We start from the raw sequence: 26,032 nt of genomic DNA on the forward strand, positions 1-26,032 counted from the left end.
CTGCCGAACGGGAGAACCGCCAGTATGGACTGGTCGGGATCCCGCCGCTACCTGCCCGCTGTCGGGTTTTCGCTGTTATTACTCGTCACCTCGCTTCTCCCGGTTCCTGAAGGGGCGGGCGAGCAGGTCCCAGCACTCCTCGGTTTTAGGCTGGACAAGTGGGTTCACGCGGCGAGTTACGGGCTACTGGCGGCACTGCTCGCGTGGGGTCGACAGGCCCGCGATGTGACCACAGTTGTGGCACTCGTGACCGTCTCCGTCTGCTACGGGGCGGGAGTCGAACTGCTACAGGGGCTCGTCCCGTCACGCGGTGTGAGCGGTACTGACTTCGTGGCCAACGCTGTCGGGGCCGTTTTGGCCGGACTGGCGTGGCTCGTGGCCCACCGCTCCGGCGCACTTTCGGACCGAACCGACCCACGATCCCGGCAGTAACGAAGCGGCTTTACGCGCTCATCGGCTACCTCGCCGCAATGAGCAAGCCCAGTCCCGAAGTCTACGAGGAGGGCAAGGGCATGGACGCCCACAACTCCGTGATGCGTGACATCAGGTCGCGCAACGACTCGACCTACGACCCTCGTGAGCCGACCCGCGTGTGGCTCGACGAGGACAACACGCCGGACGGCGTCTACCAGAGCCTGACCATCATCCTGAACACCGGCGGCTGCCGGTGGGCGCGTGCCGGCGGCTGTACGATGTGTGGCTACGTCGCCGAAAGCGTCGAGGGCGGCAGCGTCGCCCACGAGGACCTCATGGCCCAGATCCAGCACTGTCTGGACCACGAGAGCGAGAACAGCGACGACAAAAGCGGCCTCATCAAGATCTACACCTCCGGGAGCTTCCTCGACGAGCGCGAGGTGCCGGCGGAGACGCGCCGGGCCATCGCCGAAACCTTCGCGGACCGCGAGCGTATCGTCGTCGAGTCGCTGCCGGACTTCGTCGACGAGGAGACAGTCGGCGACTTCGTCGATGTGGGCCTGGAGACGGACGTAGCCGTCGGCCTCGAGACCGCAACCGACCGCGTGCGCCACGACTGCGTCAACAAGTACTTCGACTTCGCCGACTTCGAGGAAGCCTCCGAGGCGGCGCAGGCGGCCGGCGCTGGCGTCAAGGCGTATCTGCTGATGAAACCGCCTTTCCTCTCGGAAGCCGAGGCCGTCGAGGACATGAAGCGGTCCGTACGGCGCTGTGCGGCCGTCGAGGGCTGTCACACTGTGTCGATGAACCCCTGTAACGTCCAGCGCTACACGATGGTCGAGGAACTGTACCACGACGGCGGCTACCGACCGCCGTGGCTCTGGTCGGTCGCCGACGTGCTGGAGGCGACCGCTGACGAGGATGTCATCGTCGTCTCAGACCCCGTCGGCCACGGCAGTGACCGTGGCCCGCACAACTGCGGCGAGTGTGACGACAAGGTCCAGCGCGCTATCAAAGACTTCGACCTCCGGCAGGACCCGTCGGTGTTCGAGCAGGTGAGTTGCGAGTGCGAGGCGACGTGGGACGCCGTCATCGAACGTGAGAAGAGTTACTCGCTTCCGCTCGCTCGATAGGCCCTTCGACCCGGAGAACCCGTGTGACGGCCTGCCGACCAACGTTTATCCGTCTTTCGCGCCTAAGACTGTTCGATATGACCCCGAACGGTGACCAGGACAGGCGCAGTTTCAATACACGCGGGACGGTCGCGGAATGTGACCTGTGTGGCGAACGGCGACAGTGTATCGACGACGATGGGATGGTTGCCTGTAGTGCCTGCCAGTCCGAGCTGCTGCCGTCTAACTGGGGTCTCTGAGGCGTCCCTTCGAAGTCACCGTGTTTCACTCGCTTACGACGACTCATCCGGCCCCGACTGTTCGATAGCGGGAATGACGCCGACGGTCGCGGTTGCCTTGAACGAGGCGACGAGTTCCGCGCCCGTGGTGATGTCGAGTTTGTCGAGGCTCGTATCGGTCACCACCGCCGACAGCGTCGTGTCCGGGTCGACTGCCAATGCGATCAGCGCGATAGAGGCACCTTCGTCGATACGCTCGACGGTGCCCGCAAACTGGTTCCGCGCGCTCGTTCCCGCCGGTTCGGGCGCAGCGGGCGGTGCGTTCAGCGTCACCGTGTCGGCGCGGATGCCGACTTCTACGGTGTCGCCGGCTTCGGCGTCGGTGTCGACGATGGCCCGGACCGTTCCCGGCGGCGTCTCGACGGTCGCCAGTTCGCCGTCGCGGTCCACGACGGTCCCTCGGAGGACCGTCTCCGCTGTCGTCGCCACGCCGTCGAACTCGGCTTGCAGGCGCTGAAAGCGGGCCAGCAGTTGCTCGGCGGTGTCCGTGAGTTCGCTGCCGCCGCCACCGCTGCCGCCGCGACTGCGGTCGACTAGCGGGCCGAAGGCGTCCTCCAGTTCGACGATTCGGCGCTGGGCGTGGGCGTAGGACCGGCCGAGCGCGTCGGCGGCGCTGTTCAGCGACCCGTGGGCGGCGACCGCCTGCAAGAGCGTCCGGTCGCGGGCAGTCAGCGCCACGTCGCCCTGCCCCAGTTGCACTTCGACGTCCGCGGTCGCGTCCATACCGCCACATGACCGTGCCGTCACAAAGGCGTTGCCGCGCGGAACCTATGAGCCCGCTGAGGCCAGTGTGACAGACATCACCATCAACAATTAAGAACCCTGCCGCCGTCGTTGTGTCCATGTCGATGCAACGCCGACGCTTCCTCGCATCACTTGGTGCCGCCTCCGTCGTCGGACTCGCTGGTTGCGCCGGCGAGAGCAACACCAGCGAATCAACGGCGGCACAGACAGACGGTGGAGGGAACGGACAGTCCGGTGGGTCGCAGACTGGCTCGGGCCAGATCGGTGACGGCGAACTGGTCCTTGCCACAACGACGAGTACCTACGACACGGGGCTTCTCGACGCACTCCATCCCGTGTTTGAGGAGAACTACGGCGTGACGATGAAGACCATCCCGAAGGGGACCGGCGCGAGTCTCCGGACAGCGCGGGATGGCGACGCCGACGTGATCCTCGTCCACGCCCGCAACGCCGAGGACAAGTTCATGCAGGACGGCTTCGGCGTCAACCGCCGGGACGTGATGTTCAACGACTTCGTCATCGTCGGCCCGGAGGACGATCCGGCGGGCATCAACGGGATGGGTAGCGCCACCGAGGCGTTCACCACCATCGCCGAGAGCGAGTCGACGTTCGTCTCGCGGGGCGACGATTCCGGGACGAACAAGAAGGAACTCATCATCTGGGATGAGGCCGGCACGGACCCAAGCGGCGAGTGGTATCGCGCTGTCGGCAAGGGGATGGGCGATACACTTGTGCAGGCGAGCCAGACCGGTGCGTACACGCTCGCCGACCGCGGGACCTACCTCTCGATGCAAACAGAAATCGACCTCGTGATTCACGTTCAGGGACCATTGAAGGACGGCCCGGTCATCCTCAAGAACCCCTACGGCGTGATGGCGGTCAATCCCGCGAAATACGACGACGTGAACTACGAGGCGGCGATGGCCTACATCGGCTTCCTGACGAGCCCGACCGGCCAGTCGATGATCGCCGACTACACCGCCAACGGCTCGCAGTTGTTCTTCCCCAACGCCATCGCCGAGGAGCCGAACTTCGGCCAGTACGTCCCGCAGGGGTACACGGCACAGCAGGCCAGCAGCCTCTCACCGCGCGACAAGGAGTATCTCTACTGGGTCGACGAGCAGGTGCCGGCGGACTACTGACCCCGATGATTCCACTGCAAGCACAGCTCCCGGACGGCGGCTGGACGTACGTCGTGAGCATCGTCACCGTCTCGCTGTACGTCAGCCTCACCGCCGTCGGTCTTAGTACGCTGTTCAGCCTGCCCGTCGCGCTGGGTATCGGCTTCACCGATTTCCGCGGGAAGCGGTTGGTCACAGCCGTCGTCAACACCGGCATGGGGTTCCCGAGCGTCGTCGTCGGGCTAGTCGTCCTCATTCTTCTGTCAAACAGCGGCCCGCTGGGGAGCCTCGACCTCGCGTTCACCCCGCGGGCGATGATACTCTCCCAGTTCATCCTCGCGACGCCGGTCCTGCTGAGCGTCAGCCTCTCGGCGGTCGAGGGCGTCGACCAGTCGGTCCGCGACGCGGCCTACGCGATGGGCGGAACCAGAGTCGACGTTGGGCTGGCGGTCATCAAGGAGGCCCGTTTCGGCATCGTTACCGCCATTCTTGCCGGGTTCGGCCGGGCCATCAGCGAGGTCGGATCGATACTCATCGTCGGCGGCAACATCGTCTACAGCGACGGACAGTCCTACACTCGGACACTGACGACGGCGATAACAGTCGAGGCACGGCAGGGGCGCTACGAGGTCGGTCTGGTTCTCGGCGTAATACTCCTCGCGCTCGTGCTGGCCGTCAACGGACTGGGATCGTGGCTCAGGAATCAGGGCCGGGGTGAGCGCTCGGTATGACGCTCTCCGTGACCGAGGTAAATGCTGGGTTCGGCGGCTCGACCGTCTTCCAGAACGTCTCGCTGGCGGTCGAACCGGGGGAAGTCGTCACCGTCGTCGGTCCCTCCGGCACCGGCAAGACGACGCTGCTGCGCCTGCTTGCGACCTTTCGCCGACCCGACGATGGAACGGTCGCATGGGACGGCGACGATATCTGGGCGATGGCCGACGACGAACGATTGAGTATCCGCCGGCAGGTGAGTATGGTGTTTCAGGAGCCGAGCCTCTTCAACGCGCCCGTCCATCGGAACGTCTCCTACGGCCTGCGCGTCAGAGAACCCTGGCGAGCCCGAGTTCGCCGGAGTCTCGGCGAACTCGTCGGCTCGTCACGGCCCGCCGATACCGTTATGGCCGCGCTCGAAACGGTCGGACTTGCGGAATCGGTCGACCAGAACGCGCTCTCGCTGTCCGGCGGTGAGGCCCAGCGTGTCGCGTTCGCGCGGGCACTCGCCGTTGACCCGGCGGTCATGCTGCTGGACGAACCCACATCGAACCTTGACCCGTACAACACGGCGCTGCTGGAAAACGCCATCGAGCGGGCGCGGGACCGCGGCGTCGGCGTCGTCGTCGCCACCCACGACATGCACCAGGCGAAACGCATCTCGGACCACATGGCCTTCCTTCACGACGGCGAACTGGTCGAGACCGGCCCGCCCGAGCAGTTGTTCGAGGACCCCACCGACGCCCGGACGGCACGGTTCCTCGACGGCGAACTGCTCGTCGGTGACCGGGAAGGGTCGCGTGTACCGCAGCCGCCGACAGCGGACCCATAACTGGAGATTTCACTTACACTCCGGTAAGCGTGCGCTTATACGGCTTGACCCACAAAGCTGGACTAGGGACCGCCGGACTATGTCACACGCTCCGCTGGTCCCTTCCCCTTTGAAACGAACTCCGTAGCGGTGCGACTACGCGTCCGGTTCAGATCTTCTGTGAAACCACCGCAATGAAAGCCGAAGCTGCCGGTGTTACTCGGCGAAGCCCTCGAGCACGCCCTGGCCGTCGGTCCGGCCCAAGTCCGAAAGCGTCGCCCGCTCGGGATGGGGCATCATGACGGCGACGTGGTCGTCCTCACCGGTGACGCCGGCCACACTGTGTTTCGAGCCGTTCGGGTTCGCCTCGGGGGACACATTGCCGTCCTCGTCGCAGTACTTGAACAGGATACGGTCTTCGGCTTCGAGTTCGTCCAAGCGGTCGTCGGAGATTTCATAGCGACCCTCGCCGTGGGCGATGGGGAGTTCGACGACCTCGCCGTCCTCGTACTGGCTGGTCCAGGGCGTGTCGGCGTTCTCGACGCGCAGGTGGACGTGTTCACACTGGAACCGGGCGCTCTCGTTGGTCGTGAACGCGCCGGGGGTCAGCGACGACTCACAGCCGATCTGTGCGCCGTTACAGATGCCAAGCACTGGCGTGCCTTCGCTCGCTGCCTCACGAACTTCGGCCATGATGGGCGAGCGGGCGGCCATCGCACCGGCACGGAGGTAATCGCCGTAGGAAAAACCGCCGGGGAGGACGACGCCGTCGACATCCTCGGGGAGGCCGTCCTCGTGCCAGACGAGTTCAGCGTCGAAGCCGAGCGACTCCAGAGCCTGGACGGAGTCGCGGTCGCAGTTCGAGCCGCCAAACTGGATGACGGCGATGGTCACGCGGGCCCCCTCCGTGAGACAGCACTGACCATTGCCGTCAGTTTCGAGGCGATGGTCATTCTGCCTGTGCCACCTCGATGTCGTAGTCGTGGATGGTGGGGTTCGCCAGGAGCCGCTCGGCCATCTCCTCGGCGCGCTCGGCCGCGTCCTCGGCGCTGTCGGCGTCGAGGTCCAGCTCGAACACGTCCGCCGAGCGGAGGTCGTTCAGGTCGAAACCAAGGCGTTCTAGGGAGCGCTGTGTCGTCTCGGCTTCGGGGTCGAGGACGCCCCGCTTGAGCCGGACGGTGACGGTCGCGGTAAAGGCAGTCATTACTGGCAAGCGAGCGGGCAGCGGAGAAAACGCTTGTGTTCTCCCGGCAGGTCACGTCCCGGCGCTGACCGGCGTCCAGTCGGACGGCTGGTCGGTCAGCCCTTTGACCCGGATGTCGAGGTCGCCCGCGTCAGCGTGCAGATACCGGTGGGGACTCGCGTGTAGCCGCTGGCGTACGTCGAGATCGGTCCGAGTGTAGCGCCGCGGCTCGCCGTCGGTACAGTACACTGCGCCGATAGCCCGCCCCTCCTTGTCCGTGATTCGCACGCCGGCGTAAGACCTGCTGTCGAGCCGTTTCAGTGCGTCAACTTCGGCGAAGCGAGGGTCCTCGTGGGTGGCCTCGGCGACCATCGCCTCGCCCGAGAGAATCGTGTGGGTGCAGATGGAGTCCTCGCGGGAGCGCGTCGACCGTCTCCACACGCTCGTCGGAATCCGGCTGGGCACAGAGTACGGTCGGCGAATCACTCATCACGGCCATATATACACGGAGCGACACACAAAGCGTTGGTGTCCACGCTAGGTGGAAAACGAAGGCTTTTGCCGAGGGACTGCCGACTCTGGGTCAAATGAATCACGACGCTGTCCGGAGGTGGGAATCGTGACGCGCGGTCTGACCGAGATTACGGTCGTCGGCGAGGACGATACGGGCCTCATCGCCGAAGTGACCTCGCTCCTGTTCGAGCGCAGCATCAACATCGAGGACCTCGACCAGGCCGTTCGGGAGGGCGTCTTCCGGATGACCATGCGCGTCGACACGTCCGAGATGGTGACGACGGAGGAGAAGCTCCGCGAGGACCTCACCGAACTCGGCGACGAACTCGGCGTCGACGTGCAGGTCCGGTTCCCGTCCGACCGCGAGACCCAGACCATCGCCGTCCTCGTGACGAAGGAGTCCCACTGTCTAGAGGCGCTATTCGAGGCCTGGGCCAACGGCGACCTCGGGGCCGACATCGAGGTGGTCATCGGGAACCACGACGACCTCGAACCGCTGGCGGCCAAGTACGACGTCCCGTTCCACGACATCGGCGACGAGAAGGGGACGCCGGACGAGGACCAACTGCTCGACCTGCTCGCGCAGTACGACGCCGACCTCATCGCGCTGGCCCGGTATATGCGCATCCTCTCGCCGGACGTCGTCTTCCGCTACGAGAGCCGCATCATCAACGTCCACCCGAGCCTGCTGCCCGCCTTCCCCGGCGCGTCGGCGTACATGCAGGCCATCGAGGAGGGCGTCCGCATCGCCGGCGTCACCGCCCATTACGTGACGACGGACCTGGACCAAGGGCCGATCATCACCCAGCGCGCGTTCAACGTCCCCGACGACGCCACCGAAGAGGAACTCCAGCAGATCGGCCAGCCGCTGGAAGCCGAAGCGCTCATCGAGGCCATCAAACTCCACCTCAACGACGAGGTGAACGTCCACCGTGGCCGGACGAAGCTTCGGGACCCCGAGGAGACCTCGGCCCAACTCGGCGCACCGGAGAAACTCGACCAGCTGAACCCCGACCGTCCCATCGACGGCCTCGGCGAGTTCGTCGCCGAGGACGACGGTGAGATCGAGGCTGACGACTGAAAACGCGCTGTACTTTCAAACAGCTTAGAGTTCGCCAGCGGCGCTAACGGCTTCGTCGAGCGACGGCGCGTCGAACACGTCGCCACCAATGTAGGCGTTCGTGCCGGCACAGTAGAGGTCGCGAGCGACCTGGATTACGTCCTCATCGAGCGGTTCTGGCGACTCCGCACAGAGCGATTTCCAGTCGGCGACGCTCTCCGCGTCGGCCTGCTCTTTGGCCTCGCTCACGGCTTCGACCCACTCGGGCTGGGTGCGCTTGTGGTACTGTCGGATGACCTCCTTCGAGACCTGCTGGCCCCCGTAGGAGAAGCGGTTCTCGTCGAACGTGCCGACCACGTCGGCCACGCGTATCTCCCCGTCGTAGTACAGGCACTCGATTTTCCCGTCCTCGTGGACCAGATCGGCCTCGGCGGCCTGCTGGGTGACGATGTGGTTGACCGCCCGAGCCAGTTCTTCGAGGCGGTCGATGCTGGCCGTGCCGGCGATCCGGTCGGCTGCCTCCCGGTCGAGATACCGGTCCTGCTCTTCGTATTTCGTCGAGAACTCCACGATGGGCTCGTCGAGGTCGACGACCTCTTCGGGCCAGGTGTCGTAGTCGAGCCCGTGGTCGGCGGGCTCGGTCCGGGACCGTAGCGACGACCCGACGCCGACGCGGTTCCGGAAGACGATCTCCAGGGGAATGAGGTAGTTCTCGTCGGCAGCCCCGTGGTATGCGTCGTAGTCGTAGCGCCCGTCCTCGAAGGGGAGGTCCGGGACCTGCGTGAGTTCGATGACCATCTCCTCGGGGGCGGCGTCGGCCGACAGCGCCTCGCCGAGGTCCAGCACCTCGTCGCTGTCGGGGAGCCTGACGCCCTCGTAGTGTGTCGGGACGTGGTTCTCCTCCAGCAGTTGGAAGTTGTACGCGCCCATCGTACACAGCGACGCGCCCTTGTCGGGGATCCGGTCCGGCATCTTGCCCCAGTCGAACACGGAGTAGTCGTCCGTGAACACGAACGCGCCGCGGCCGAGGTCTTCGGCCGTCGCCGGTTCGTCCACGCGGAATTCCTTGACGCTCGTCATTGTGCCCGCCTTTCGGGCCGGGGACAAAGACGTTTCTCATACTGTCGGCTGTAACTATTGTGAGATGTTCGCGGTGGCGAAATTCGTCACAGACAGTATCACTCGCGCTCGGAAGGCAACGTTTTCCGTCGGGCTGTCGACTGACCTCCTGATGGCTACCAGTCTGTTGGTCGAGGCTGCGATCATCGTCGCCGCGACGGCAGCGATCTGGAAAGGGAGCGACTGGCTCGAATCCGCGAGCGAACGGCTCGCGACGTACTACGGCCTCCCGGAAGTCGTTCAGGGCGCAATCATCGTCGCCGTCGGATCGAGCTTCCCGGAGGTCGCGGCGGTCGTGCTCTCGGCGCTGGACGGGTCGATGTCTCTCGGTGTGGGCGCAATCGTCGGCTCGGCGATTTTCAATATTCTCATCATCCCCGCAGTCGCGGGCATCGCCACGGACGACGAACTCGAATCGAGTCGGACGCTCGTCTACAAGGAGGCGCAGTTCTACATGCTCGCCGTCTCAGTCCTGCTCATCACGATGGCGCTCGCGGTCATCTACTATCCCGGCGAGGCGACGCTCACGGGCGTCATCACGCGGCCGCTGGCGGCGATTCCGCTCGCGCTCTACGGACTGTACGTCTTCATCCAGTACCAGGACACGGCCGACCACGACCCGGGGGAAGACTGGACCGCCGGTATCTCTGTCGGGCGGCAGTGGCTCTTTCTCTTGCTCGGCCTCGCGGTCATTCTCGTGGCGGTGGAGAGCTTGGTCCACTCCGTCAAAGTCATCGGCCGGGCCGCCGGCGTGCAGGAGTTTCTGCTCGGCGTGACGATTCTGGCGGCGGCGACGAGTCTCCCCGACACGCTCGTCAGCGTCAGGGCGGCCCGCGACGACCGCGGGGTCACGTCGCTCGCGAACGTCCTCGGCTCGAACACGTTCGACCTGCTCGTCGCCATCCCGCTCGGCGTCTTCATCGCCGGCGCGTGGACCGTCGACTTCGCGATGGCCGTGCCGATGTTCGGTGTCCTGACCGGGGCGACGATTCTCCTGTTCACCGCCCTCCGGACCGACCTCGTGTTGAGCGAACCCGAATCGTATGCGCTACTCGTTGCCTACGCGGCCTTCGTCGCCTGGATCGTCGTCGAGACCGCGGGCTGGGTCGACGGCGTATTACCGACCTGACCTATCGCTCCCGGAACTGCAGCCGCTTACGTCCCGAAACACGGGGACCTGTCGACCTTGTGGACCATGTGCGTACCCATACGTTTTTGACCGTTCTTTCCCTCCTGTCCAGCAATGCCGGACGTCCCAGAGACCGTCGGTACGCCGGACGGCTCCGTCGAGTTCGAGCACCGTCCGACGACTGCCCAGTCGTTCGAGAACGCGCTCGCCAAGGCGAGAAACGGGACGCGACTGACAGTCGACGACGCAGTCGAACTCCTCACGACGGGCACCGACCGGGACGGCATCGACCACTACCGGAAAGAGCAGGTACTCGAAGCGGCTGACCGACGCCGGGCGGAGGTCGTCGGCGACGAGGTCACCTTCGTCGCGAACCTCAACAACAACGTCACGACGGCCTGTAACACCGGCTGTCTGTTCTGTAACTTCAAGGACCGCTCCGAGCAGTTCCGCAGCGACTACCAGGAGGACCACGGCGGCTTCACGAAGACGCCGAGTGAATCCCGCGAAATCGTACGGGACGCCCTCGACCGCGGCATCTACGAGGTCTGTTCGGTATCGGGGCTCCATCCCGCGCTCGCGCTGGACGACGAGCACCGGGAGATACTGGAGACGAGCGACCGCGGCGACCTGAACTACCGATCGCCCGACGAGTACGAGAAAGACCCGGCCACCTACTGTGAACAGATTCGGGCGATGAACGTCGGCGACGTCCACCTCCACTCGATGACGCCGGAGGAAGCCTATCACGCCCGCCGCGGCACCGACTGGTCCTACGAGGAGGTGTACGGTCGCCTCCAAGACGCTGGCCTCGACAGCGTGCCCGGTACCGCCGCCGAGATTCTCGTTGACGAGGTCCGGGACGTCATCTGTCCGGGCAAGATCGGGACCGACGAGTGGCTCGAAGCGATGGAGGCGGCCGCGTCGGTCGGCCTCGACATGACCTCGACGATGATGTACGGCCACGTCGAGAACGAGCGCCACCGCGCGCTGCACCTGCAGCGCATCCGCGACCTACAGGACCGGACCGGCGCGATCACGGAGTTCGTCCCGCTGTCCTTTGTCCACGAGGAGACGCCGCTGTACGAGCGCGGGATGGTCGACGGCGGCGCGTCCATCGACGAGGACGAACTGCTGATCGCCGTCTCACGGCTCTTCCTCGACAACGTCGACCACATCCAGTCCTCGTGGGTCAAATACGGCGACACACAAGGGCTGAAGATGCTCACCTGCGGCGCGGACGATTTCATGGGAACCATCCTCTCCGAGGAGATCACCAAGCGCGCCGGCGGCGACTACGGCGAGTTCCGGTCGTTCCAGGAGTACGCCGACATGATCACCGCCATCGGCCGGACACCGGTCGAGCGGTCGACGGACTACGAACAGCGCCGCGTCATCGACCCCGACGCCGACGTGCTCGGCCCGCAACTCGGGCCACAGGCTGACGGAACGCCGTTGCTCGACTGAAGTAGTGGACCACGGCTGGGCACTGGCCGTGGTCGACGTGGTAGAGTATTCTGCCTGGCACTGCTGTCAGAGGCACGTCCAGGCATGATATGTATTGGTGTGCCAGTACATGTGTAGCTACGGCCTAGTCGACTAGGTGAGTAGTGTCCAGGATCCGTTCTGACCGTGACGGCTGTTCATGCGCAGAGGCCAGTGGGCGGGATCACACGCTCGCCGGATTCACGCCGCGGTCCAGTATCGACCGGAACCGTTCGCCGTCGTCGTCCTCAGCCTCGATAGCCGCCTCGATGGGCTCCGAGAGCCAGCCGTCATCGACGAACCGGTCGTAGACGGGCAGCCGCTCTGTCAGGGGCACCTCGGCGGCGTCGGCGACGGCCGTCAGTTCCTGCAGCGCGGGCCACTCGTACTCGGGGTTGATGTGGTCCACAGTCACTGGGGAGACGCCGCCCAGGTCGTCGATACCGCAGTCGGTCAGGTCCCGGGCGGGCGCGAGGTTCGGCGGAACCTGTACCGACACCTCCTCGGGAAGCGCTGCGCGAGCCATCGCCGTTACCCGGCGCATCGTCGCCAGGTCGGGAGAGCCGCCCTGCCAGCGCTCGTTCTCGACGACGGGCTGGACGATGACCTCCTGGATGTGGTCGTAGCGCTCGTGCAGTTCACGGATGGCGAGCAGGCTCTCGGCGCGGTGGTGCCAGTCCTCGCCGATGCCGACGAGGATGCCCGTCGTGAACGGCACACCGAGTTCGCCGGCCACGCGGAGGGTGTTCAGCCGCTGGCCGGGGTTTTTCGCCCGCGGACCGCCGTGAGCCTGCACCTCAGTGGTCGTCTCCAGCATGACGCCCATCGAGGCGTTCAGGTCGGCGACGTGGGCCATCTGTTCGCGCGTCTGGTCGCCCGGATTCGCGTGCGGGAGCAACCCCTCTTCCAGGGCGATTTCGCAGGCCTCCCGGAGGTACTCGTGGATGGAGTCGTGGCCCCACTCGGCGAGCTGGTCGTGGACGGCGGTGTAGCGGTCGTCCGGGTCGTCGCCGAAGGTGAACAGGGCCTCGGTACAGCCGGCGTCGGCCCCGCGGCGACAGGTCTCGCGGATCTCCTCGCGGTCCATCAGCTCCGCCTGCCCCGGCGGGTCGTAGTACGTGCAGTAGGTGCAGGTGTATCGGCAGGCGGTCGTCAGCGGCAGGAACACGTTCCGGCAGTAGGACAGCGCCGACGCGGCCTCGACGTCCCCGGGCATCACCGACAGCAGTCGCTCGATGTCGGCGTCCGGGATCTCGATGTCGATATCGTGCGCGTCCGTGCCGGGTATCACGTCCCGGGGTGTGCACCCCACGAACAAAAACCTTCACTCGCGGCTCACGGTGACACGGCCGTCTGTGAGCGACAGACTGAAACCGGCGTCAATGAGCCAGTCCGCGGCCGCGCCGTCGCTGTGTAGCAGCACTTCAGCGAGGTCGCCCGGTTCGTCGATGTCGGTCGCGAGCCGCCGAGAGTCAACTTCGGTAACGCTGGCTCCCACGTCCCGGGCAATCTGCCGGTGGTCACGTATCGACGCGCCGTGGTAGTCGACCCTGAACTCGGGGTGGCGACAGACGAAGGCGTTCGTCCCGCCGCCCAGACCCGGGGCCAGCACGACGTCGGCGTCGGGGGCGAGCAGTCGCTCGATACTTTTCGGCGTTACGAGCGGCAAATCCGCCATCACGACGGCAAGTGCGCCATCGCCGTCAGTCACTATCGACGCGAGCAGGTCGTTGACGAGCGGGTCGAGCCCGCGGTCGTCGACAGTGAGCGGTGCGGCACAGTCGAGCGGTGCCGTCGAGATAACGTCGGGTTCGTGGCCCGCCGCTGTCACTGCGTCGACGACATCTGCAAGCATCGCTTCGGTAAAATCACGGCGCTCGTCGGGAGAAAGAACGGACGCAAGTCGCGTTTTGGGGTCAGACCCCGAGACGGGGACGACGAGACGCATTACAGCTTGGAGTACTCGTCCTCACTCATCTGGGTGTACGCGTAGTAGCCGCCACCGACCAGCAACAGGAGGACGATGAGTCCGCCGCCGACCAGCAGGAGCGTTCGCTGGGTCTGAGCGCTCTGCTGGGCCTGCTGTGCCTGACTTTCGGCCTCCTCGGCGAGGTCCTGGGCGTTCTGGAAGTTCCCGTTCTCGTAGGAGGAGATAGCGCTACTGACTAGGTCCTCGGCGTCTTCGTTCCCACCGGCTTCGTCGATTGCGGCCTGCGCGTCGTCGATTGCCTGTCTCGCTGACTGGCTCTCTTCAGTGTAGTGACGGGCGGTGTCGTTGCGGAACTCGTCCTCGTTGCTCCCGCTGATACGACTGAGAGAGGCGACCTGATAGTTCTGTGCCGGGTCGTACGTGTAGTTCGAGATGGCCGGCGTCGTGCCGACGAGCTCGACGCGAACCTGGTCCCCGTTATTGTCGATCTCCAGGTCCTGCTCGAAGGACTGGTCGCCGTAGGTTTCCTGGCTCACCTGGCTACCCGCACGCAACACAGTGACCGTCCAGCTAACGTCCTGGAGTTCGGTCGAGCCGGCGAGCGTCCACTCGTTCGGTGCGTCGGTGAACGGGTCGTCAATCGTGTACATCACCGACACCTCTTCCTCGACGGCTGTCTCGCTCGGGACTCCCTCGGCAGAGACAGAGAACGCACTCGCTGTGCCGGCGGTCGCGAGCAGCGCGACAACACAGAGGAGTGCGGCGGTCTTGTTAGAACAGCGGATCAAGTTCATCTTCGTCGTCTTCGACTAAGTCCTCTAAGTTATCTTCGCTTTGGTTACGGATATCGTCGATATTGTCTTGGGCCTCGATGGCGACCTGCTGGAGTTCCTTGATGCGGGGAACGTTGTGGACGCCGGCCAGCAGGATGGACGCGGCCACTTTCGGGGCGTTGGTCGGATAGTCGCCACCGCGGACCTCCATCGAACCGGTCTGCTCCTCGAGCCACTTCCGGCCGCGCTCTATTCCCTTTCGATTCAGGTGCTCTGGCGGCCCTGCCATCACAAGCAAGGCACGCTCTGCACCTTCAATCTCACAGGGAAGTGTTAGCCGCCCGAGCGCGGCTTTCCGGACGAGCGACGTGATACGGTTCGTCGTGTTCGCCGTGTCCATCCCGTCGTCAGACGAGTCGTCGCCCTTGAACCGCGAGAGCAGGCCGCCGCCGCCGGAGGAGACCTCGACGTCCTCGGAGGCGTAGCCGACGGTGGACACGCCGCCGCCGTCGAGCGTGTTGATGATCTCGGAGGAGTCGACGACGCTTTCGGCGACGTTATCGCCGGCCTCGATCTCGCCGGCACCGAACAGCACGCCGAAGCGCCGGACGATCTCCTCGTTGATGTGGTCGTAGCCGCCCTCGACGGACTCGCCGGTCTGTCGCCAGGCGTCGTTGTCGAACACCATCAGATTGTCCACCTCGCGCACGAACGTCTGGAACGAGCGAGCGGCGTTGAGGGTGTAGATGCCACCCTCGTCGCTGCCCGGCAGGACGCCCAGGCCGTACACCGGTTCGGTGTAGATGCGCTTGAGGTGTTTCGCGACGACCGGCGACCCGCCCGACCCCGTCCCGCCGCCGAGACCGGCGACGATGAGGAAGGCGTCGACTTCGTGAACAGGGATGTTGTCGATAGCGCCCTGTACCTCGTCGATGTCCTCTTCGGCGATTTCCGCGCCGAGTTCGTTGTCTGCGCCCACGCCGTGGCCCTTAACGCGGGCCTGGCCGATGAGCACTCGATTCTCTTCCGGAATGTGTTCTAGCCCAAGCAGGTCTGCTTTCGCTGTGTTGACCGCAACAGCCGAGCGGACGATTCCCGAGCCGGTCTCCTTGTCGTACTCGAGGAATTTGTCCACAATTTTGCCCCCGGCCTGCCCGAAGCCGATCATCGCCAGTTTCATTATATAGTTCTCCGCTTAAAGGGTCAAAGAGCGATAGCGAGTATAAGTGTTTTGCCCGGATCTCAGCCCTGAAAGCCAGGATTGAAAATCAATACTATCCAACACAACACTCTTTAGGGGATGGCTACTGCCGGCGCTTATCCGCTGAGGTATCCGCTGAGTGTCGTTAGAGAGCCACTACTGACTCCGAACGCGTCGATTTCGTTCGTTGTCGGAGTGTTATCGAATTTGAGTGAGCGGTACTGGTCGGCACCCATCGGGAACCCGACGCTCCCCAGCACAGAGAGACCGACCTTCGCCAGCGGCATCGGGAGCGGGACGATGCTTACCGACGACCCGTCGGCATCATACACCTGATTGGTCACGTCTCTGAGCGTCAGCACTTCCGGCCCACCGATTTCGTAGGTCTCGACGACGTGTTCTTCGGATTCGATACTGTTGACGAGCATCGGCACGAGGTCACCGACCCAGATGGGCTGGAACTTGGTTTGCTTTCCGCCGCCGGGGAGCGGGTACAGCGGGACGCCCGGCGCGAACATCCCCTTGAGGCGCTTCGTGAAGGAGACGAACTCTCCGCCCTCGCCGAAGACGACCGACGGCCGGAAGATGGTCCAGTCCAGCGAAGACTCCGTAACGACCTGCTCGGCCCGACCCTTCGACCGGATGTAATGCGTGTCGCCATTGGGGTCCGCACCCAGCGCACTCAACTGGACGAACCGGTCGACGTCGTGCTCTTCGGCGGCTTGCACGCTGTTTTCGGTCCCGCCGAGGTGGATGCGTTCGTGCATCTCGTCGCCGCCGTCCGGCTTGAACAGGGGCGACAGTGCGACCAGGAAATACACCGCGTCCTGGCCCTCGAACGCGCTCTCGATGCTGTCGTACTCCGTGACATCCCCGGCAACAGTTTCGACACCGCTGGGAAGCGTCGCATCTTCCGGTGACCGGGACAACGCAGTGACGGTGTGTCCCTGGTCGTCGAGTTCGCGGCACAGGTGTTGCCCGATGAATCCAGTCCCGCCGACGACAAGTACATTCATAGACTCCAGTACGGTTGGTAGAACCGTAAAGGTGGGCGTGTTTGTTCGGCTGACCGGTCCGCAGTCCGGCCACTTGTGTCAGCCTACGGATGCACTGTCCGGTCGGGGCGCTTACGTCCCCCCACACGGATTGTGAGGTATGCTCGTCACGCTCGAAGGATTGGACGGGAGCGGCAAGACGACTGTGTGGGAACGGCTCCAGAGCGACGACGCTGTCCCCAGCGAGGCTGTGTTCACGCGCGAACCGACCGACACCTGGTACGGGGACGCCGTCCAGCGCTCCATCGACGACGACGGCGCGGACTCGCTGGCCGAACTGTTCCTCTACACGGCCGACCACGCCGCACATCTCTCGAACACGGTCCGACCGGCGCTCGACGAGGACCGACTTGTCGTCTCCGACCGCTACAGCGACTCGCGGTACGCGTATCAGGGTGCGACACTCGAAGCTAGTGAGACGTTCGACGACCCGCTGTCGTACGTCCGGGAGGTCCACGCCCCTTGGACCCGTCCGCCGGACCGGACCGTGTATCTCGACCTCGATCCCGAAACCGCCGCACAGCGCAGCGGCGCGACGAACAAGTTCGAAACTGCTGACTATCTTTCGACGGTTCGTGACAACTACGAGCGACTCATCGACGCCGACCCGGCGCGGTTCGTACGCGTCGACGCGACCGCTGACCCGGACACCGTGTACGAACGCGTCCGAGCGGCGATTTTCGATTAGTCCATCGACGCCGGCAGCTCGACCTCGTCGGGGGCAGGCATCCAAAAGTAATCGAACGTGATCCCGATAGCGAGCGGAATAACGACCGTCATGAGGATGACAGCCGTCTGACTCCCGAGATCCGCACCGAGTTTGAATACACCGCTCAATACGATGAGGATGACGACCATGACTACCGGACAGAGGAGCAGCGAGTAGACGATACTTCCCCACCGCGTGTGCAAACGGACGCGGAAAAAGCGCGTCATGAGCGCCGTCACAGCACTGTTGACCAGCACGATGACGAGCAGGCCGATAATACCAGCGACACTGACCATGTTCGACGTAGGGCGGCAAGTCCCTTTGCCGTGTCGGAACAACGTGACTCGCTCACTCTAAGCAGATGTACGTGCGCGTGTCAGCGACGCCGTTGAGATCACGGACGTGACCTGAGACCGACTGCATGATATCGTACACCTCCGTCCCGGTCGCTTCGGCGATGATATCGTACTGCCCGGCGACGATGTGTGCTTCGGTGATGCCCTCGGCGTCGTGAACTGCCGCAAGGAGTTCTTCGGATTTCCCGGCAGCGGTCTTGATCATAATGAACGCGCTAACCATATTGTGGTGTGTCGTGTCATAGCACGAAAAAGCTTCCGTCAGGGGACAACAACGGCTTTGTTGTTTGATAGCGTGGTCAAGGCGTCCGGTGGTTCCACCGGGTGGGTACTTTTATTCACCCCCGTCCCATAGGAGCGTGTATGCGATTCGTTATCGTGGGTGCAGGTCGTGTCGGACTGCGGACGGCTCGCGTCCTGCAAGAGAGTGGCCACGAAGTTGTCCTCATCGAGCGCGATGAGAACGCGGTCGAGCGCGCGCGGACGGCTGGCTTCGAGGTGATCGCGGGTGACGGCGCTATCGAGGAGACACTCGGTGGCGCCGACCTCGAAGCCGCCGACGCGCTCGGCGCGCTCACCGGCGACCTCAACGACAACTTCGTCGCCTGTATGATCGCCAAGGAACACGGCTGTCGAACCGTTATGCGCATCGACGAGGACTACCGCGAGGAGATCTACCGACGCTACGCCTCCGACGTCGACGAGGTCATCTACCCCGAACGGCTGGGCGCTATCGCCGCGAAGAACGCGCTGCTGGGCGGGAACATCCGCGCAGTCGCCGACATCGCACAGAACCTCCAGCTCGTGGAGTTCACCATCCAGAAGCAATCGCCGATGGAGGGGTACTCACTGTCGGAGTTGGAGCTTCCGTCGAATTCCCGACTGATGGCGCACGGGAAAGGCGAAGCCCCGCTCGCCATTCCCGACCCGGACGAAACACTGGAGGCCGGTGACCGGGTCGTGATACTGGCCGACTTCGAGACGCTCTCCGACGTTCGTAGTATCGTTGTCGGTGAATCAGAGCCCGCGACCGCGCTTGGAGGTGCCTGAACATGGTTATTGCGTACGTGATGGTCAAAGCCCACACCGGTGATGCGGATCGTCTGAAAAGTGATATCGAAGCCGTCGACGGCGTTGTCGAAGCCCACATCGTCGCCGGTGACGTCGACTTCATCGCAAAAGTGAACGTGGAGACGCCCGCCGAAGTCAAGGACGTCGCAGCGACACATATCCAGGAAATCCAGGGCGTCGAAACGACACAGACCTACATCGCGATGGACTAAACGACGCGGCCACGGTTTTCGGCGCTCGGAACCGTATAGCTACAGCGGCGTCCCGCCGCGGGTGCCTTCGCTCCCGCCGGTACTCGCCGAATCGAGCAGGTCAGCCACGACGCCAACGTAGTCGTAGCCGGGAATGACGCCCTCGACGTACGTCCCTTCGACGTACTCGACGAAGGTCTTGGCAACGTCTGCGGCTTGCCGTTCGCCGCCCATCGTGTACTCGAACGTGACGACGACCTGTTCGCCGTCCTCGACGACGCTGTAATCGTCCAGTTCGACAGATGTCCGGGTCGCTTTCGGCGCGTCCTCGAGCCGCCGCTCCAGCGTCTCGAACCAGCCGTCGATGACGGCGTCACCGACCTCGTCGCTTGTCGCGGCCTGTAGCGACGGCGCTCTGACCGTCACCTCGTAGTTCGTCCGCCACTTTTCGCCCTCAGTTGCAGTCACGCGGCCGTCGAAGTTCGTCGTCTCGACAGCGTAGCTATCCCCGGCCGGGACGAGCGCATCGTGTCGGTCGAATGCTTCGGCAACGTCATCTGGCACATCAGTCATTACGCCGGTATAGGCCACAGACGTGCAAAAACGCGTCGTGTCCGGTTCGTCTCCGTTCGAATTGCCATCAAAACGGTTCACACGCTCTCACATTGTTCGAGCGGATTCATGTGAGGGATGGGATTCGAACCCGATGCAAATCCTCACTTCGTTCGAATTTCCGTGATTCGAATCCCACGATGACATTCGTTGCTCACGGATTGTTCGCAACAGAATGCGAGGGATGGGATTCGAACCCACGGACCCCTACGGGAGCGGGTCTTAAGCCCACCGCCTTTGGCCAAGCTCGGCTACCCTCGCGCAGATTGAACTCTGCGGGGGCTAGTGAATGGTCCTTTCGGTCTCGGACTGCGAGGTGTCCTATCGCGTCCCACCACAGTCAGGTCGGCGGAACTCGATAGCGACCGTGACACACTGGTTCAGCTGTCACTTCTCCTCTGACGTCCGTCTACTCCTCGACCGGGAGCCTGTCGGTCGGAAGGAACTTCGTCCGGTCGGCGTGGTCGAACGTTGCGACCGGCGTCCCGTCCAGTTTCCTGAGCAACGTCTGGAACGTCGCACCGTCGTTCGCGGCAGTAACCGCGTTCCCGGCATCCTGGAGTTTGTACGCGCCAGCGATGAACAGCGAGGCGGCGTCCGGATCGAAGTACTCGACGGCCAGAAACACCTGCTCCCCGACCGTCCGCCGGTACACGTCGTACGCTTCGAGTGGGTTCGATTCGACCAGTCGCGTCACTTCCTCGGCCTTGTTACCCGGAATAACGAACACGAGTTCGAGTCCGTCACCGTCGTCGACTGTCTGCAGGCCCGCGTCCCCGGCCGGGACGACGACGGCCTCGCGGCCGTTAGCGCGCCGCTGGTCAGCCAGCGCCTGTGTCTCTTCCAGCGTCTGTTTCCACGATGCTTTGCGGTCGTCCGAACCGGCGGCAAGCCGTTCGAGGTCGTCTGTCCCTTCGCCACCTGTCTTAACCATATCCTGTCGTTACGCCCGCGGGAGGTAAATGGTGGTGTCACTGGACGCCGAAGACGACCTCCATGCTCAGTGAAAGCCCGAGGACGAACAGACTCGCTACGAATAGCTTCACCGGCGGTGAGAGCCGGTCTTCGGGCGGGGCGAGCGAGTCGAGTGGCGGCACGACGCGGGCCAACACCGACTCGAACGGCGTCCGCTCCCGCGCTGACACGCCGAACGACACGCCGGACTCATCAGACTCGTCGGAATCGAGGGACGGCGCGCGCCACAGGGTGATCGATGCGTAGCCGAACAGCGCGAAGCCGATAAAAAACAGCACGAACTTCACCGTCAGCCAGCCACCGCCACGGAGCGGCGAGAGCACGCCACCGATAAGCGTTGCTGTGAGTGTGACGCCGAGGGCGTACCACAGCAGATCGAGTACCTTCCCCGCCAGGTTATCCATCGTGCGTGTCGTAGCCACGGCGACGCAGTTCTTCGCCGGGAGCGTCGTGGTCCGTCGCGTGCCGGTGACAGAAGCTCGTCCGTCTGTCGTCGACATCGTAGTACTGCGGCGTTTCGGTGTCACACCGACTGCCGAACGCTTCCTTGAGGTAGGCCCGTGCAGCGTCGGGGTCTCCATCACTGAGATACGTCACAGCCTGTTCGACGTGCTCCCGCACGTCCGGCGGGAGGTCCACGTCGCTGAACTCCTCCTCGACGATCTCATCCCCGTCGGCCAACGCGGTATCGAACCCGAGCCGTTCCTTGAGCCGCTCACCGATCGACTGTTCCGCGCGGGACCGCTCGCGAATGACATCACGGAACTCTCGAATCCGGTCCCACACTTCGTCGCTAGCGTCTATGTCTTCGGGCCGAATCCGGACGGGGCACCGCGTTGCGAAGGGACACCCCTCCGGCGGGTCCCGTGGACTCGGCGGTGAGCCAGGCAGGGTAATCCGGTCCGCTTGAGCCGTCGGATCCGGTTCCGGAATTGCGGACAGCAGTGCGCGCGTGTAGGGGTTTTCCGGGTTCTGGAACAGCTGTTCCGTCGGCCCGACTTCCATGAGGTTCCCGAGATACATCACCCCGACGCGGTCACAGATGTGCCGGACCACGCTCAGGTCGTGCGCGATGAAGAGGTACGTGAGACCGAACTCCTCCTGAAGTTCCTCCAGCAGATTGAGTATCTGGGCCTGGACGGACACGTCGAGTGCCGACACGGGTTCGTCGAGGACGACGAACTCCGGTTCGAGCGCGAGTGCCCGAGCGATGCCGATACGCTGTCGCTGCCCGCCGGAGAACTGGTGGGGATACCGGTAGTAGTGCTCCGGCATGAGCCCGACCTCGTCGAGCAGTGTCCGTACCTTCTCCCGACGCTCGCGGGCCGTCCCCTGTTCGTGGACGTCCAGCGGCTCGCGGATGATCTCGCCGACAGTCATCCGGTCGTTGAGGCTCGATTCGGGGTCCTGAAACACCATCTGGGCGTTGCGGCGCCACTGCTTGAGGTCGCCGCCGCTGAGTTCGGTTATATCGGTTCCATCGAAGGAGACCGTCCCGGACGTGGCCGTCTCCAGTTGGATGAGCGTCCGACCGAGAGTCGTCTTGCCACAACCGGATTCACCGACCAGCCCGAACGTCTCGCCGCGCGCGATCTCGAAGTTCACGCCGTCGACGGCTTTCACCGGGTCCCCACCGAACAGCCCACCGCCTTCGTAGTACGTCTTCAGGTCCTGCACATCGAGCAACGTCTCGCCGGTCTGGTGTGACACAGTATCGACGATTGACTCACTCATCTGTGTCACCTCCCTCCAGCTGTCTGCCGGTGTCTCCGGCACTGTGGCCGTGGCCACCGTCAGCCCGGGCATCGCTGTCTTCGGACCCGGCCGGGCCGGTATCCTCACCGGCTTTTCGGCGCTCAGCCGGCCAGTCGTCCGCCGACAGCGCTTCGCTTGCCTCGGCGCCCGTCTGGTCTGCGTTCTCTTCGTGGTGTGTCACAGTGTCGTCGGTAGGCATATCTTCGGGATACAGGAGACAGGCGGCGGTGTGGTCTGCTGATTCGCCGACCTCCACATGGGCGGGATGGACCCGCTCACACTCGTCGAAGCCCTTCGGACATCGGCTGACGAACCGGCAGTACGACGCCGATTCGTGTGGCGTCGGCACGTCCCCTTCGATAGTGGGCAGCCGATCCGTACTGGGGTTCCGACCGGGAATACTCTGCAGTAGTCCCTGCGTGTATGGGTGGTGTGGGTTCGCGAACAGTTCCTCTACGGGTGCTTTCTCGACGACTTCGCCGGCGTACATCACGGCGACGCGGTCGGCAACCTCCGCGATGACGCCCATGTCGTGCGTAATGAACATGATACCGATGTCACGCTCCGTCTGAATTTCCTGTAGCAGGTCCAGAATCTGGGCCTGAATGGTGACATCGAGTGCTGTCGTCGGCTCATCACAGATGAGCAGGTCGGGGTCACAGGCTAGTGCCATCGCGATGACGGCTCGCTGGCGCATCCCGCCGGAGAACTCGTGGGGGAACTCGTCGACACGCCGTGCCGCGTCGGGGATACCGACTGCACGCAGCAGTTCGATGGCTTCCGACTTGGCTTCGGTGCCTTCCATACCGCGGTGGAGCTCCAGCGCCTCGATGATCTGGTTCCCGACAGTGTACACCGGGTTGAGCGAGCTCAGCGGGTCCTGAAACACCATCGCGATGTCCCCGCCACGAACTGACCGATACTGCTTTTCGGAAAGCGTCGTCAGCTCTCTCCCGTCTAATCGGATAGACGACTCCTCGCGGATTTCGCCCGGACTGTCGACCAGTCCCATTATCGAGCGTGCGGTGACGCTCTTGCCAGAGCCGGATTCGCCGACGATACCGAGCGTCTCGCCGCGTTCGATGTCGAACGAAACGCCGTCGACAGCGCGGATCTCCTCTCGGTCGCTGTGGAACACGGTTCGGAGGTTGTCAACGGCCAGCAGCGGCTCGCCGTCGTCGGTGTGGCTCATCCGCCACCACCTCCGGCGGCCGCGCCAGTCGCACCGCCTTCGGCACCCTCGCTCTGTGGGTCGATAGCGTCACGAATCCCGTCGCTGAATGCGTTGAAGCCGGTGACAACCAGCGTAATCAGGATACCCGGGATGAGCGAGATGTGCCAGGACTGACTGGCGATGTACTGTTGTCCGATGTTGATCGCCCGCCCCCACTCAGGAGTCGGGGCGGTGATCCCGAGTCCGAGGAACGAGAGTGCAGAGACGGAAATAATCACGCCACCGAGCGTCAGGGAGGCGTAAACCAGGAGATAACCGAGGATATACGGTGCCATATGTTTCCGCATAATCACAGTGGGTCGCTGGCCGTAACTCTTTGCCGCGTCGACCCACTCCTGTTCACCGACCTGTAGTGCAGGGCCACGGACCGCTCGCCACAGCCCCGGCCAGCGTATCAACGCGAACAGGAGGATGAACAGCATGGCCCCGCTGTATAGCTCTGCTATCCAGTGGTTCCTGAACACCACCGTCGCAAGAATCACCAGCAGCAATGCTGGCATTGCCTGGACGGAGTCGCTGGTCAGCACCACGATGAGGTCAGTCACCCCCTTGTAGTAGGCGGTAACTAATGCCAGCGTCGTTGCGATAAAGCCCGCAATCGCCATCGACCCGAGCCCGATGAACAGTGACACCCGTGCGCCGAACGCGAGGAAGGTGAACAGGTCCTTGCCGCTGACGAGCGTTCCGACAGGGTGGAACCGCCCGAAGTCGTCGTAACTCCAGACTCCGACGTTGCTGTCCCCGCTACCGCGGGAAGCGGAACCGAGGTTCGCTTCACCGATGGTAATTGTTTCGACCGTCTCCGTGTCCTCGTCGTAGTACTTCATATCGTGGGAGTACGGTCCCTCGATATTCTCTTCGGCCGTGGTTGGGCCGACAACGGGCGCGAACGCGGCCATCGTGACGAAGAAGACGACGACAGTGAGCCCGAACAGGCCCCAGTAGTGGCTTCGGAGTCGGTCGATGACGTCGTCAGTCGGCGTCCAGTCAGCAGCGCGGTAGTGCCGACGGAAAAGGACGTAGCCGTACCACAGCCAGCCTAGCAACGCTGCAACGTATGCATACACAAGCAGGAAGCGGATGAGCCACGCGTATTTCGGCTCAAGGCCGAGGAAGGTCCCCTGCCAGGCGCTCCCGTCGTAATACCCTCGGTTGGGTACCAGTTCCCGGCTCAACAGATGCGGCAGTTCGCTGAAGAAGGCTGACGCACTGGCGAACGCCTCGGCGCCGGGTGCTCCCGGGAGCAACCCGAGTCCGGCGCCTATCGCGCCAAGCAGCCCATCGAGGTATGTCGGTCCTTCAAGCAGCAACAGGATACAGAGTCCTGCTCCCCACAGTAGTGCCGGTCTGGGGTGTGCCCTGAGTCGGTCCTTCAACGGCTGATCGATGTCATCGGTGAGTTCTGTTTCCATCATCCGTCGTACCCCACACGCGGGTCGATAATCGTGTACGCGAAGTCCTGTACGATATTCAGGCCGACAATAAGCAGGATGAACAGGTACATCAGCGTCCCGACAAGCGGGAGGTCACCCTGCTTTGCCGCCTTGACGAACAGCAGGCCGATACCGTTGATAGAGAAGACAGTCTCGACGAGCACTGATCCGCCGATCAGGATGAACGCTTCCGCAGTGATGACCGGCACGAGCGGAATCAGGGCGTTCCGGAAGATGTGCTTCCACACCAGCACTCGCGGTGAGACGCCTTTGGCCTTGGCCGTTTCGACGTACTTCGAGTTGATTGTCTCAAGGACGGCGGTTCGGCCGATACGCATCTCTGTGCCCATCGACGCGGACCCGAGCACCAGTGCGGGCGGCAGTATCTGTTTTGTCGCTTTCGCCAGATTTGTCCATGCCTGCCCGGGATCAGTTATCAATCTCGTCGGGCTCCTGAGCACGGCGAGGTTCGGAGAGGTCACGACATTGGTCTCCACGATGAAGCTGGTCCAGCTGAACCCGAACAGCTGCTCTGTCTGTGAAAGCACCGTAACCAGAATCACCGCAAGCCAGAAGTTCGGCATCGCTCGCCAGACAATTCCACCGAAGGAGGCGAAGTAGTCAGAGAACGTATTGGGATTCAGGCCGGCGTAGAAGCCGAGTGGAATTCCGATTCCGAGGGCGATCAGGACCGCCCAGAACCCGAGCCAGATCGTCCGTGGGGCATAGCTGATGATGAGGTCGATGGCCGGCGTTCCGGAGTTGACGACCCACGATTGGCCCAGATCAAACAGGAACAGATTACCCATGAAATCGAAGTACTGCTCCCAGAGGGGCTCGTTCAATCCCAATCGTTGCTCGATCTGTCGAATCGCACGCGCATCGCCTTGCGGTCCGAGGATCGCTGCCGCGGGGCTAAGCGGCCCCAGCCGGATGATTGCAAACGTTACTGTCGTCCCGAAAATGATAACGGGGATTGACAGAGCCACACGCTTGAACAGGTATGTGAAGCGGCTCATGGCTTGTCTTGTCTCGG

30 protein-coding genes and 1 tRNA gene are annotated in these 26,032 nt (G+C 63.7%); 11 read left to right on the forward strand and 20 right to left on the reverse strand.

The annotated features are described in order from the left end of the window. Positions 1-24 precede the first annotated feature (24 nt). Together HAH_RS02450 and HAH_RS02455 are read left to right on the forward strand one after the other, a co-directional pair. Positions 25-432 carry a VanZ family protein gene (locus HAH_RS02450; RefSeq protein WP_014039485.1) on the forward strand — a complete coding sequence of 136 codons (408 nt, stop codon included), beginning with the start codon at positions 25-27 and terminating at the stop codon, positions 430-432. Between the two features lie 38 nt (positions 433-470). Further along, positions 471-1,547, forward strand: a complete 1,077-nt coding sequence (locus HAH_RS02455) for an archaeosine biosynthesis radical SAM protein RaSEA (protein ID WP_014039486.1) — start codon at positions 471-473, stop codon at positions 1,545-1,547. A 272-nt stretch (positions 1,548-1,819) separates the two neighbouring features. Here the strand turns inward: HAH_RS02455 and HAH_RS02460 are convergent, their stop codons facing one another. Continuing rightward, a complete protein-coding gene (locus tag HAH_RS02460) occupies positions 1,820-2,548 on the reverse strand; it encodes a TOBE domain-containing protein (protein WP_014039487.1) in 729 nt (242 codons plus the stop codon). Positions 2,549-2,667: 119 nt separating this feature from the next. On the opposite strand from HAH_RS02460, the gene HAH_RS02465 reads away from it, so the two are divergent. The 3 genes from HAH_RS02465 to HAH_RS02475 are packed head-to-tail and all read left to right on the forward strand — an operon-like array spanning position 2,668 to position 5,233. Next, positions 2,668-3,711, forward strand: coding sequence for a substrate-binding domain-containing protein (locus HAH_RS02465; RefSeq protein WP_014039488.1), 1,044 nt, complete (start codon positions 2,668-2,670; stop codon positions 3,709-3,711). 5 nt (positions 3,712-3,716) lie between these two features. Continuing rightward, positions 3,717-4,421, forward strand: coding sequence for an ABC transporter permease (locus HAH_RS02470; RefSeq protein WP_014039489.1), 705 nt, complete (start codon positions 3,717-3,719; stop codon positions 4,419-4,421). Continuing rightward, positions 4,418-5,233 carry an ABC transporter ATP-binding protein gene (locus HAH_RS02475; protein WP_014039490.1) on the forward strand — a complete coding sequence of 272 codons (816 nt, stop codon included), beginning with the start codon at positions 4,418-4,420 and terminating at the stop codon, positions 5,231-5,233. The genes HAH_RS02470 and HAH_RS02475 overlap by 4 nt, the downstream gene beginning before the upstream one ends. A gap of 195 nt (positions 5,234-5,428) precedes the next feature. Here the strand turns inward: HAH_RS02475 and purQ are convergent, their stop codons facing one another. Genes purQ through HAH_RS02490 form a run of 3 tightly spaced genes read right to left on the reverse strand, consistent with a single transcriptional unit; the run spans position 5,429 to position 6,860 of the window. Continuing rightward, positions 5,429-6,106 carry a phosphoribosylformylglycinamidine synthase I gene (gene purQ / locus HAH_RS02480; RefSeq protein WP_014039491.1) on the reverse strand — a complete coding sequence of 226 codons (678 nt, stop codon included), beginning with the start codon at positions 6,104-6,106 and terminating at the stop codon, positions 5,429-5,431. Positions 6,107-6,161: 55 nt separating this feature from the next. Continuing rightward, complete coding sequence (gene purS, locus HAH_RS02485; RefSeq protein ID WP_014039492.1) at positions 6,162-6,416, reverse strand: phosphoribosylformylglycinamidine synthase subunit PurS; 255 nt, start codon at positions 6,414-6,416, stop codon at positions 6,162-6,164. A 51-nt stretch (positions 6,417-6,467) separates the two neighbouring features. Beyond that, positions 6,468-6,860 (reverse strand): GAF domain-containing protein, encoded by a 393-nt coding sequence (locus HAH_RS02490; RefSeq protein WP_023843121.1) that lies wholly within the window; start codon positions 6,858-6,860, stop codon positions 6,468-6,470. Between the two features lie 145 nt (positions 6,861-7,005). On the opposite strand from HAH_RS02490, the gene HAH_RS02495 reads away from it, so the two are divergent. Then, positions 7,006-7,989, forward strand: coding sequence for a formyltetrahydrofolate deformylase (locus HAH_RS02495; RefSeq protein ID WP_014039494.1), 984 nt, complete (start codon positions 7,006-7,008; stop codon positions 7,987-7,989). Positions 7,990-8,013: 24 nt separating this feature from the next. On the opposite strand, the gene HAH_RS02500 is transcribed toward HAH_RS02495, so the two are convergent. After that, complete coding sequence (locus HAH_RS02500; protein WP_014039495.1) at positions 8,014-9,048, reverse strand: phosphoribosylaminoimidazolesuccinocarboxamide synthase; 1,035 nt, start codon at positions 9,046-9,048, stop codon at positions 8,014-8,016. 151 nt (positions 9,049-9,199) lie between these two features. Between HAH_RS02500 and HAH_RS02505 the strand changes: the two genes are divergently transcribed. Together HAH_RS02505 and cofH are read left to right on the forward strand one after the other, a co-directional pair. Further along, on the forward strand, positions 9,200-10,216 hold the full coding sequence (locus HAH_RS02505) for a sodium:calcium antiporter (RefSeq protein WP_044952143.1): 1,017 nt from the start codon (positions 9,200-9,202) through the stop codon (positions 10,214-10,216). 114 nt (positions 10,217-10,330) lie between these two features. Continuing rightward, positions 10,331-11,683 (forward strand): 7,8-didemethyl-8-hydroxy-5-deazariboflavin synthase subunit CofH, encoded by a 1,353-nt coding sequence (gene cofH / locus HAH_RS02510; protein WP_014039497.1) that lies wholly within the window; start codon positions 10,331-10,333, stop codon positions 11,681-11,683. A gap of 202 nt (positions 11,684-11,885) precedes the next feature. Here the strand turns inward: cofH and cofG are convergent, their stop codons facing one another. The 5 genes from cofG to HAH_RS02535 form a co-directional block, all read right to left on the reverse strand. Next, entirely contained in the window at positions 11,886-12,992 is a 1,107-nt protein-coding gene (cofG, locus tag HAH_RS02515; RefSeq protein ID WP_014039498.1) for a 7,8-didemethyl-8-hydroxy-5-deazariboflavin synthase subunit CofG, read from the reverse strand. A gap of 33 nt (positions 12,993-13,025) precedes the next feature. Further along, complete coding sequence (cofC, locus tag HAH_RS02520) at positions 13,026-13,649, reverse strand: 2-phospho-L-lactate guanylyltransferase (RefSeq protein ID WP_014039499.1); 624 nt, start codon at positions 13,647-13,649, stop codon at positions 13,026-13,028. After that, a complete protein-coding gene (locus HAH_RS02525; protein WP_023843122.1) occupies positions 13,649-14,425 on the reverse strand; it encodes a hypothetical protein in 777 nt (258 codons plus the stop codon). The genes cofC and HAH_RS02525 overlap by 1 nt, the downstream gene beginning before the upstream one ends. Further along, on the reverse strand, positions 14,403-15,584 hold the full coding sequence (locus HAH_RS02530; RefSeq protein WP_005536054.1) for a tubulin/FtsZ family protein: 1,182 nt from the start codon (positions 15,582-15,584) through the stop codon (positions 14,403-14,405). The genes HAH_RS02525 and HAH_RS02530 overlap by 23 nt, the downstream gene beginning before the upstream one ends. Positions 15,585-15,721: 137 nt before the next feature. Continuing rightward, positions 15,722-16,621, reverse strand: coding sequence for a complex I NDUFA9 subunit family protein (locus HAH_RS02535; RefSeq protein WP_014039501.1), 900 nt, complete (start codon positions 16,619-16,621; stop codon positions 15,722-15,724). Between the two features lie 139 nt (positions 16,622-16,760). On the opposite strand from HAH_RS02535, the gene tmk reads away from it, so the two are divergent. Further along, positions 16,761-17,348 (forward strand): dTMP kinase, encoded by a 588-nt coding sequence (gene tmk / locus HAH_RS02540; protein WP_014039502.1) that lies wholly within the window; start codon positions 16,761-16,763, stop codon positions 17,346-17,348. Here the strand turns inward: tmk and HAH_RS02545 are convergent. Together HAH_RS02545 and HAH_RS02550 are read right to left on the reverse strand one after the other, a co-directional pair. Continuing rightward, on the reverse strand, positions 17,345-17,665 hold the full coding sequence (locus HAH_RS02545) for a hypothetical protein (protein ID WP_014039503.1): 321 nt from the start codon (positions 17,663-17,665) through the stop codon (positions 17,345-17,347). The two genes, tmk and HAH_RS02545, sit on opposite strands and share 4 nt — an antisense overlap. A 52-nt stretch (positions 17,666-17,717) precedes the next feature. After that, the gene (locus tag HAH_RS02550; RefSeq protein WP_014039504.1) at positions 17,718-17,948 is read right to left on the reverse strand and encodes an Lrp/AsnC ligand binding domain-containing protein; all 231 of its coding nucleotides are present in this window, start codon (positions 17,946-17,948) and stop codon (positions 17,718-17,720) included. A 140-nt stretch (positions 17,949-18,088) separates the two neighbouring features. Between HAH_RS02550 and HAH_RS02555 the strand changes: the two genes are divergently transcribed. Both HAH_RS02555 and HAH_RS02560 read left to right on the forward strand, forming a co-directional pair. Further along, the gene (locus HAH_RS02555) at positions 18,089-18,775 is read left to right on the forward strand and encodes a potassium channel family protein (RefSeq protein ID WP_008310911.1); all 687 of its coding nucleotides are present in this window, start codon (positions 18,089-18,091) and stop codon (positions 18,773-18,775) included. A 2-nt stretch (positions 18,776-18,777) separates the two neighbouring features. Further along, entirely contained in the window at positions 18,778-19,008 is a 231-nt protein-coding gene (locus tag HAH_RS02560; protein WP_014039505.1) for an Lrp/AsnC family transcriptional regulator, read from the forward strand. A 39-nt stretch (positions 19,009-19,047) separates the two neighbouring features. Here the strand turns inward: HAH_RS02560 and HAH_RS02565 are convergent, their stop codons facing one another. The 8 genes from HAH_RS02565 to HAH_RS02600 all read right to left on the reverse strand — a co-directional run bounded on the left by HAH_RS02565 (position 19,048) and on the right by HAH_RS02600 (position 26,015). Then, positions 19,048-19,560 (reverse strand): DUF5813 family protein, encoded by a 513-nt coding sequence (locus HAH_RS02565; RefSeq protein ID WP_014039506.1) that lies wholly within the window; start codon positions 19,558-19,560, stop codon positions 19,048-19,050. A 215-nt stretch (positions 19,561-19,775) separates the two neighbouring features. Beyond that, positions 19,776-19,860: transfer RNA gene (locus HAH_RS02570), tRNA-Leu, on the reverse strand. A gap of 148 nt (positions 19,861-20,008) precedes the next feature. Beyond that, the gene (locus HAH_RS02575; RefSeq protein WP_014039507.1) at positions 20,009-20,533 is read right to left on the reverse strand and encodes a DUF7529 family protein; all 525 of its coding nucleotides are present in this window, start codon (positions 20,531-20,533) and stop codon (positions 20,009-20,011) included. 37 nt (positions 20,534-20,570) lie between these two features. After that, the gene (locus HAH_RS02580; RefSeq protein WP_014039508.1) at positions 20,571-20,978 is read right to left on the reverse strand and encodes a DUF7555 family protein; all 408 of its coding nucleotides are present in this window, start codon (positions 20,976-20,978) and stop codon (positions 20,571-20,573) included. Next, complete coding sequence (locus HAH_RS02585) at positions 20,971-22,308, reverse strand: ABC transporter ATP-binding protein (protein WP_044951665.1); 1,338 nt, start codon at positions 22,306-22,308, stop codon at positions 20,971-20,973. The genes HAH_RS02580 and HAH_RS02585 overlap by 8 nt, the downstream gene beginning before the upstream one ends. Next, positions 22,301-23,521: an ABC transporter ATP-binding protein gene (locus HAH_RS02590; protein WP_014039510.1), complete on the reverse strand. Its 1,221-nt coding sequence runs from the start codon at positions 23,519-23,521 to the stop codon at positions 22,301-22,303. The genes HAH_RS02585 and HAH_RS02590 overlap by 8 nt, the downstream gene beginning before the upstream one ends. Further along, entirely contained in the window at positions 23,518-24,975 is a 1,458-nt protein-coding gene (locus tag HAH_RS02595) for an ABC transporter permease (protein ID WP_079891631.1), read from the reverse strand. The genes HAH_RS02590 and HAH_RS02595 overlap by 4 nt, the downstream gene beginning before the upstream one ends. Further along, positions 24,975-26,015 (reverse strand): ABC transporter permease, encoded by a 1,041-nt coding sequence (locus tag HAH_RS02600; RefSeq protein ID WP_014039512.1) that lies wholly within the window; start codon positions 26,013-26,015, stop codon positions 24,975-24,977. The genes HAH_RS02595 and HAH_RS02600 overlap by 1 nt, the downstream gene beginning before the upstream one ends. Positions 26,016-26,032: the final 17 nt, after the last annotated feature.

It is taken from the genome of Haloarcula hispanica ATCC 33960 (assembly GCF_000223905.1).
GTDB classification, from domain to species: Archaea; Halobacteriota; Halobacteria; order Halobacteriales; family Haloarculaceae; genus Haloarcula; species Haloarcula hispanica.

Excerpts from the sequence above, each read along its gene's own strand:
- HAH_RS02450 (WP_014039485.1), top strand. The coding sequence starts at position 25 with ATGGACTGGTCGGGATCCCGCCGCTACCTGCCCGCTGTCGGGTTTTCG.
- HAH_RS02455 (WP_014039486.1), top strand. The coding sequence starts at position 471 with ATGAGCAAGCCCAGTCCCGAAGTCTACGAGGAGGGCAAGGGCATGGAC.
- HAH_RS02460 (WP_014039487.1), bottom strand. The coding sequence starts at position 2,548 with ATGGACGCGACCGCGGACGTCGAAGTGCAACTGGGGCAGGGCGACGTG.
- HAH_RS02465 (WP_014039488.1), top strand. The coding sequence starts at position 2,668 with ATGTCGATGCAACGCCGACGCTTCCTCGCATCACTTGGTGCCGCCTCC.
- HAH_RS02470 (WP_014039489.1), top strand. The coding sequence starts at position 3,717 with ATGATTCCACTGCAAGCACAGCTCCCGGACGGCGGCTGGACGTACGTC.
- HAH_RS02475 (WP_014039490.1), top strand. The coding sequence starts at position 4,418 with ATGACGCTCTCCGTGACCGAGGTAAATGCTGGGTTCGGCGGCTCGACC.
- purS (WP_014039492.1), bottom strand. The coding sequence starts at position 6,416 with ATGACTGCCTTTACCGCGACCGTCACCGTCCGGCTCAAGCGGGGCGTC.
- HAH_RS02500 (WP_014039495.1), bottom strand. The coding sequence starts at position 9,048 with ATGACGAGCGTCAAGGAATTCCGCGTGGACGAACCGGCGACGGCCGAA.
- HAH_RS02505 (WP_044952143.1), top strand. The coding sequence starts at position 9,200 with ATGGCTACCAGTCTGTTGGTCGAGGCTGCGATCATCGTCGCCGCGACG.
- cofH (WP_014039497.1), top strand. The coding sequence starts at position 10,331 with ATGCCGGACGTCCCAGAGACCGTCGGTACGCCGGACGGCTCCGTCGAG.
- cofC (WP_014039499.1), bottom strand. The coding sequence starts at position 13,649 with ATGCGTCTCGTCGTCCCCGTCTCGGGGTCTGACCCCAAAACGCGACTT.
- HAH_RS02525 (WP_023843122.1), bottom strand. The coding sequence starts at position 14,425 with ATGAACTTGATCCGCTGTTCTAACAAGACCGCCGCACTCCTCTGTGTT.
- HAH_RS02530 (WP_005536054.1), bottom strand. The coding sequence starts at position 15,584 with ATGAAACTGGCGATGATCGGCTTCGGGCAGGCCGGGGGCAAAATTGTG.
- HAH_RS02535 (WP_014039501.1), bottom strand. The coding sequence starts at position 16,621 with ATGAATGTACTTGTCGTCGGCGGGACTGGATTCATCGGGCAACACCTG.
- tmk (WP_014039502.1), top strand. The coding sequence starts at position 16,761 with ATGCTCGTCACGCTCGAAGGATTGGACGGGAGCGGCAAGACGACTGTG.
- HAH_RS02545 (WP_014039503.1), bottom strand. The coding sequence starts at position 17,665 with ATGGTCAGTGTCGCTGGTATTATCGGCCTGCTCGTCATCGTGCTGGTC.
- HAH_RS02550 (WP_014039504.1), bottom strand. The coding sequence starts at position 17,948 with ATGGTTAGCGCGTTCATTATGATCAAGACCGCTGCCGGGAAATCCGAA.
- HAH_RS02555 (WP_008310911.1), top strand. The coding sequence starts at position 18,089 with ATGCGATTCGTTATCGTGGGTGCAGGTCGTGTCGGACTGCGGACGGCT.
- HAH_RS02560 (WP_014039505.1), top strand. The coding sequence starts at position 18,778 with ATGGTTATTGCGTACGTGATGGTCAAAGCCCACACCGGTGATGCGGAT.
- HAH_RS02565 (WP_014039506.1), bottom strand. The coding sequence starts at position 19,560 with ATGACTGATGTGCCAGATGACGTTGCCGAAGCATTCGACCGACACGAT.
- HAH_RS02575 (WP_014039507.1), bottom strand. The coding sequence starts at position 20,533 with ATGGTTAAGACAGGTGGCGAAGGGACAGACGACCTCGAACGGCTTGCC.
- HAH_RS02580 (WP_014039508.1), bottom strand. The coding sequence starts at position 20,978 with ATGGATAACCTGGCGGGGAAGGTACTCGATCTGCTGTGGTACGCCCTC.
- HAH_RS02585 (WP_044951665.1), bottom strand. The coding sequence starts at position 22,308 with ATGAGTGAGTCAATCGTCGATACTGTGTCACACCAGACCGGCGAGACG.
- HAH_RS02590 (WP_014039510.1), bottom strand. The coding sequence starts at position 23,521 with ATGAGCCACACCGACGACGGCGAGCCGCTGCTGGCCGTTGACAACCTC.
- HAH_RS02595 (WP_079891631.1), bottom strand. The coding sequence starts at position 24,975 with ATGGAAACAGAACTCACCGATGACATCGATCAGCCGTTGAAGGACCGA.
- HAH_RS02600 (WP_014039512.1), bottom strand. The coding sequence starts at position 26,015 with ATGAGCCGCTTCACATACCTGTTCAAGCGTGTGGCTCTGTCAATCCCC.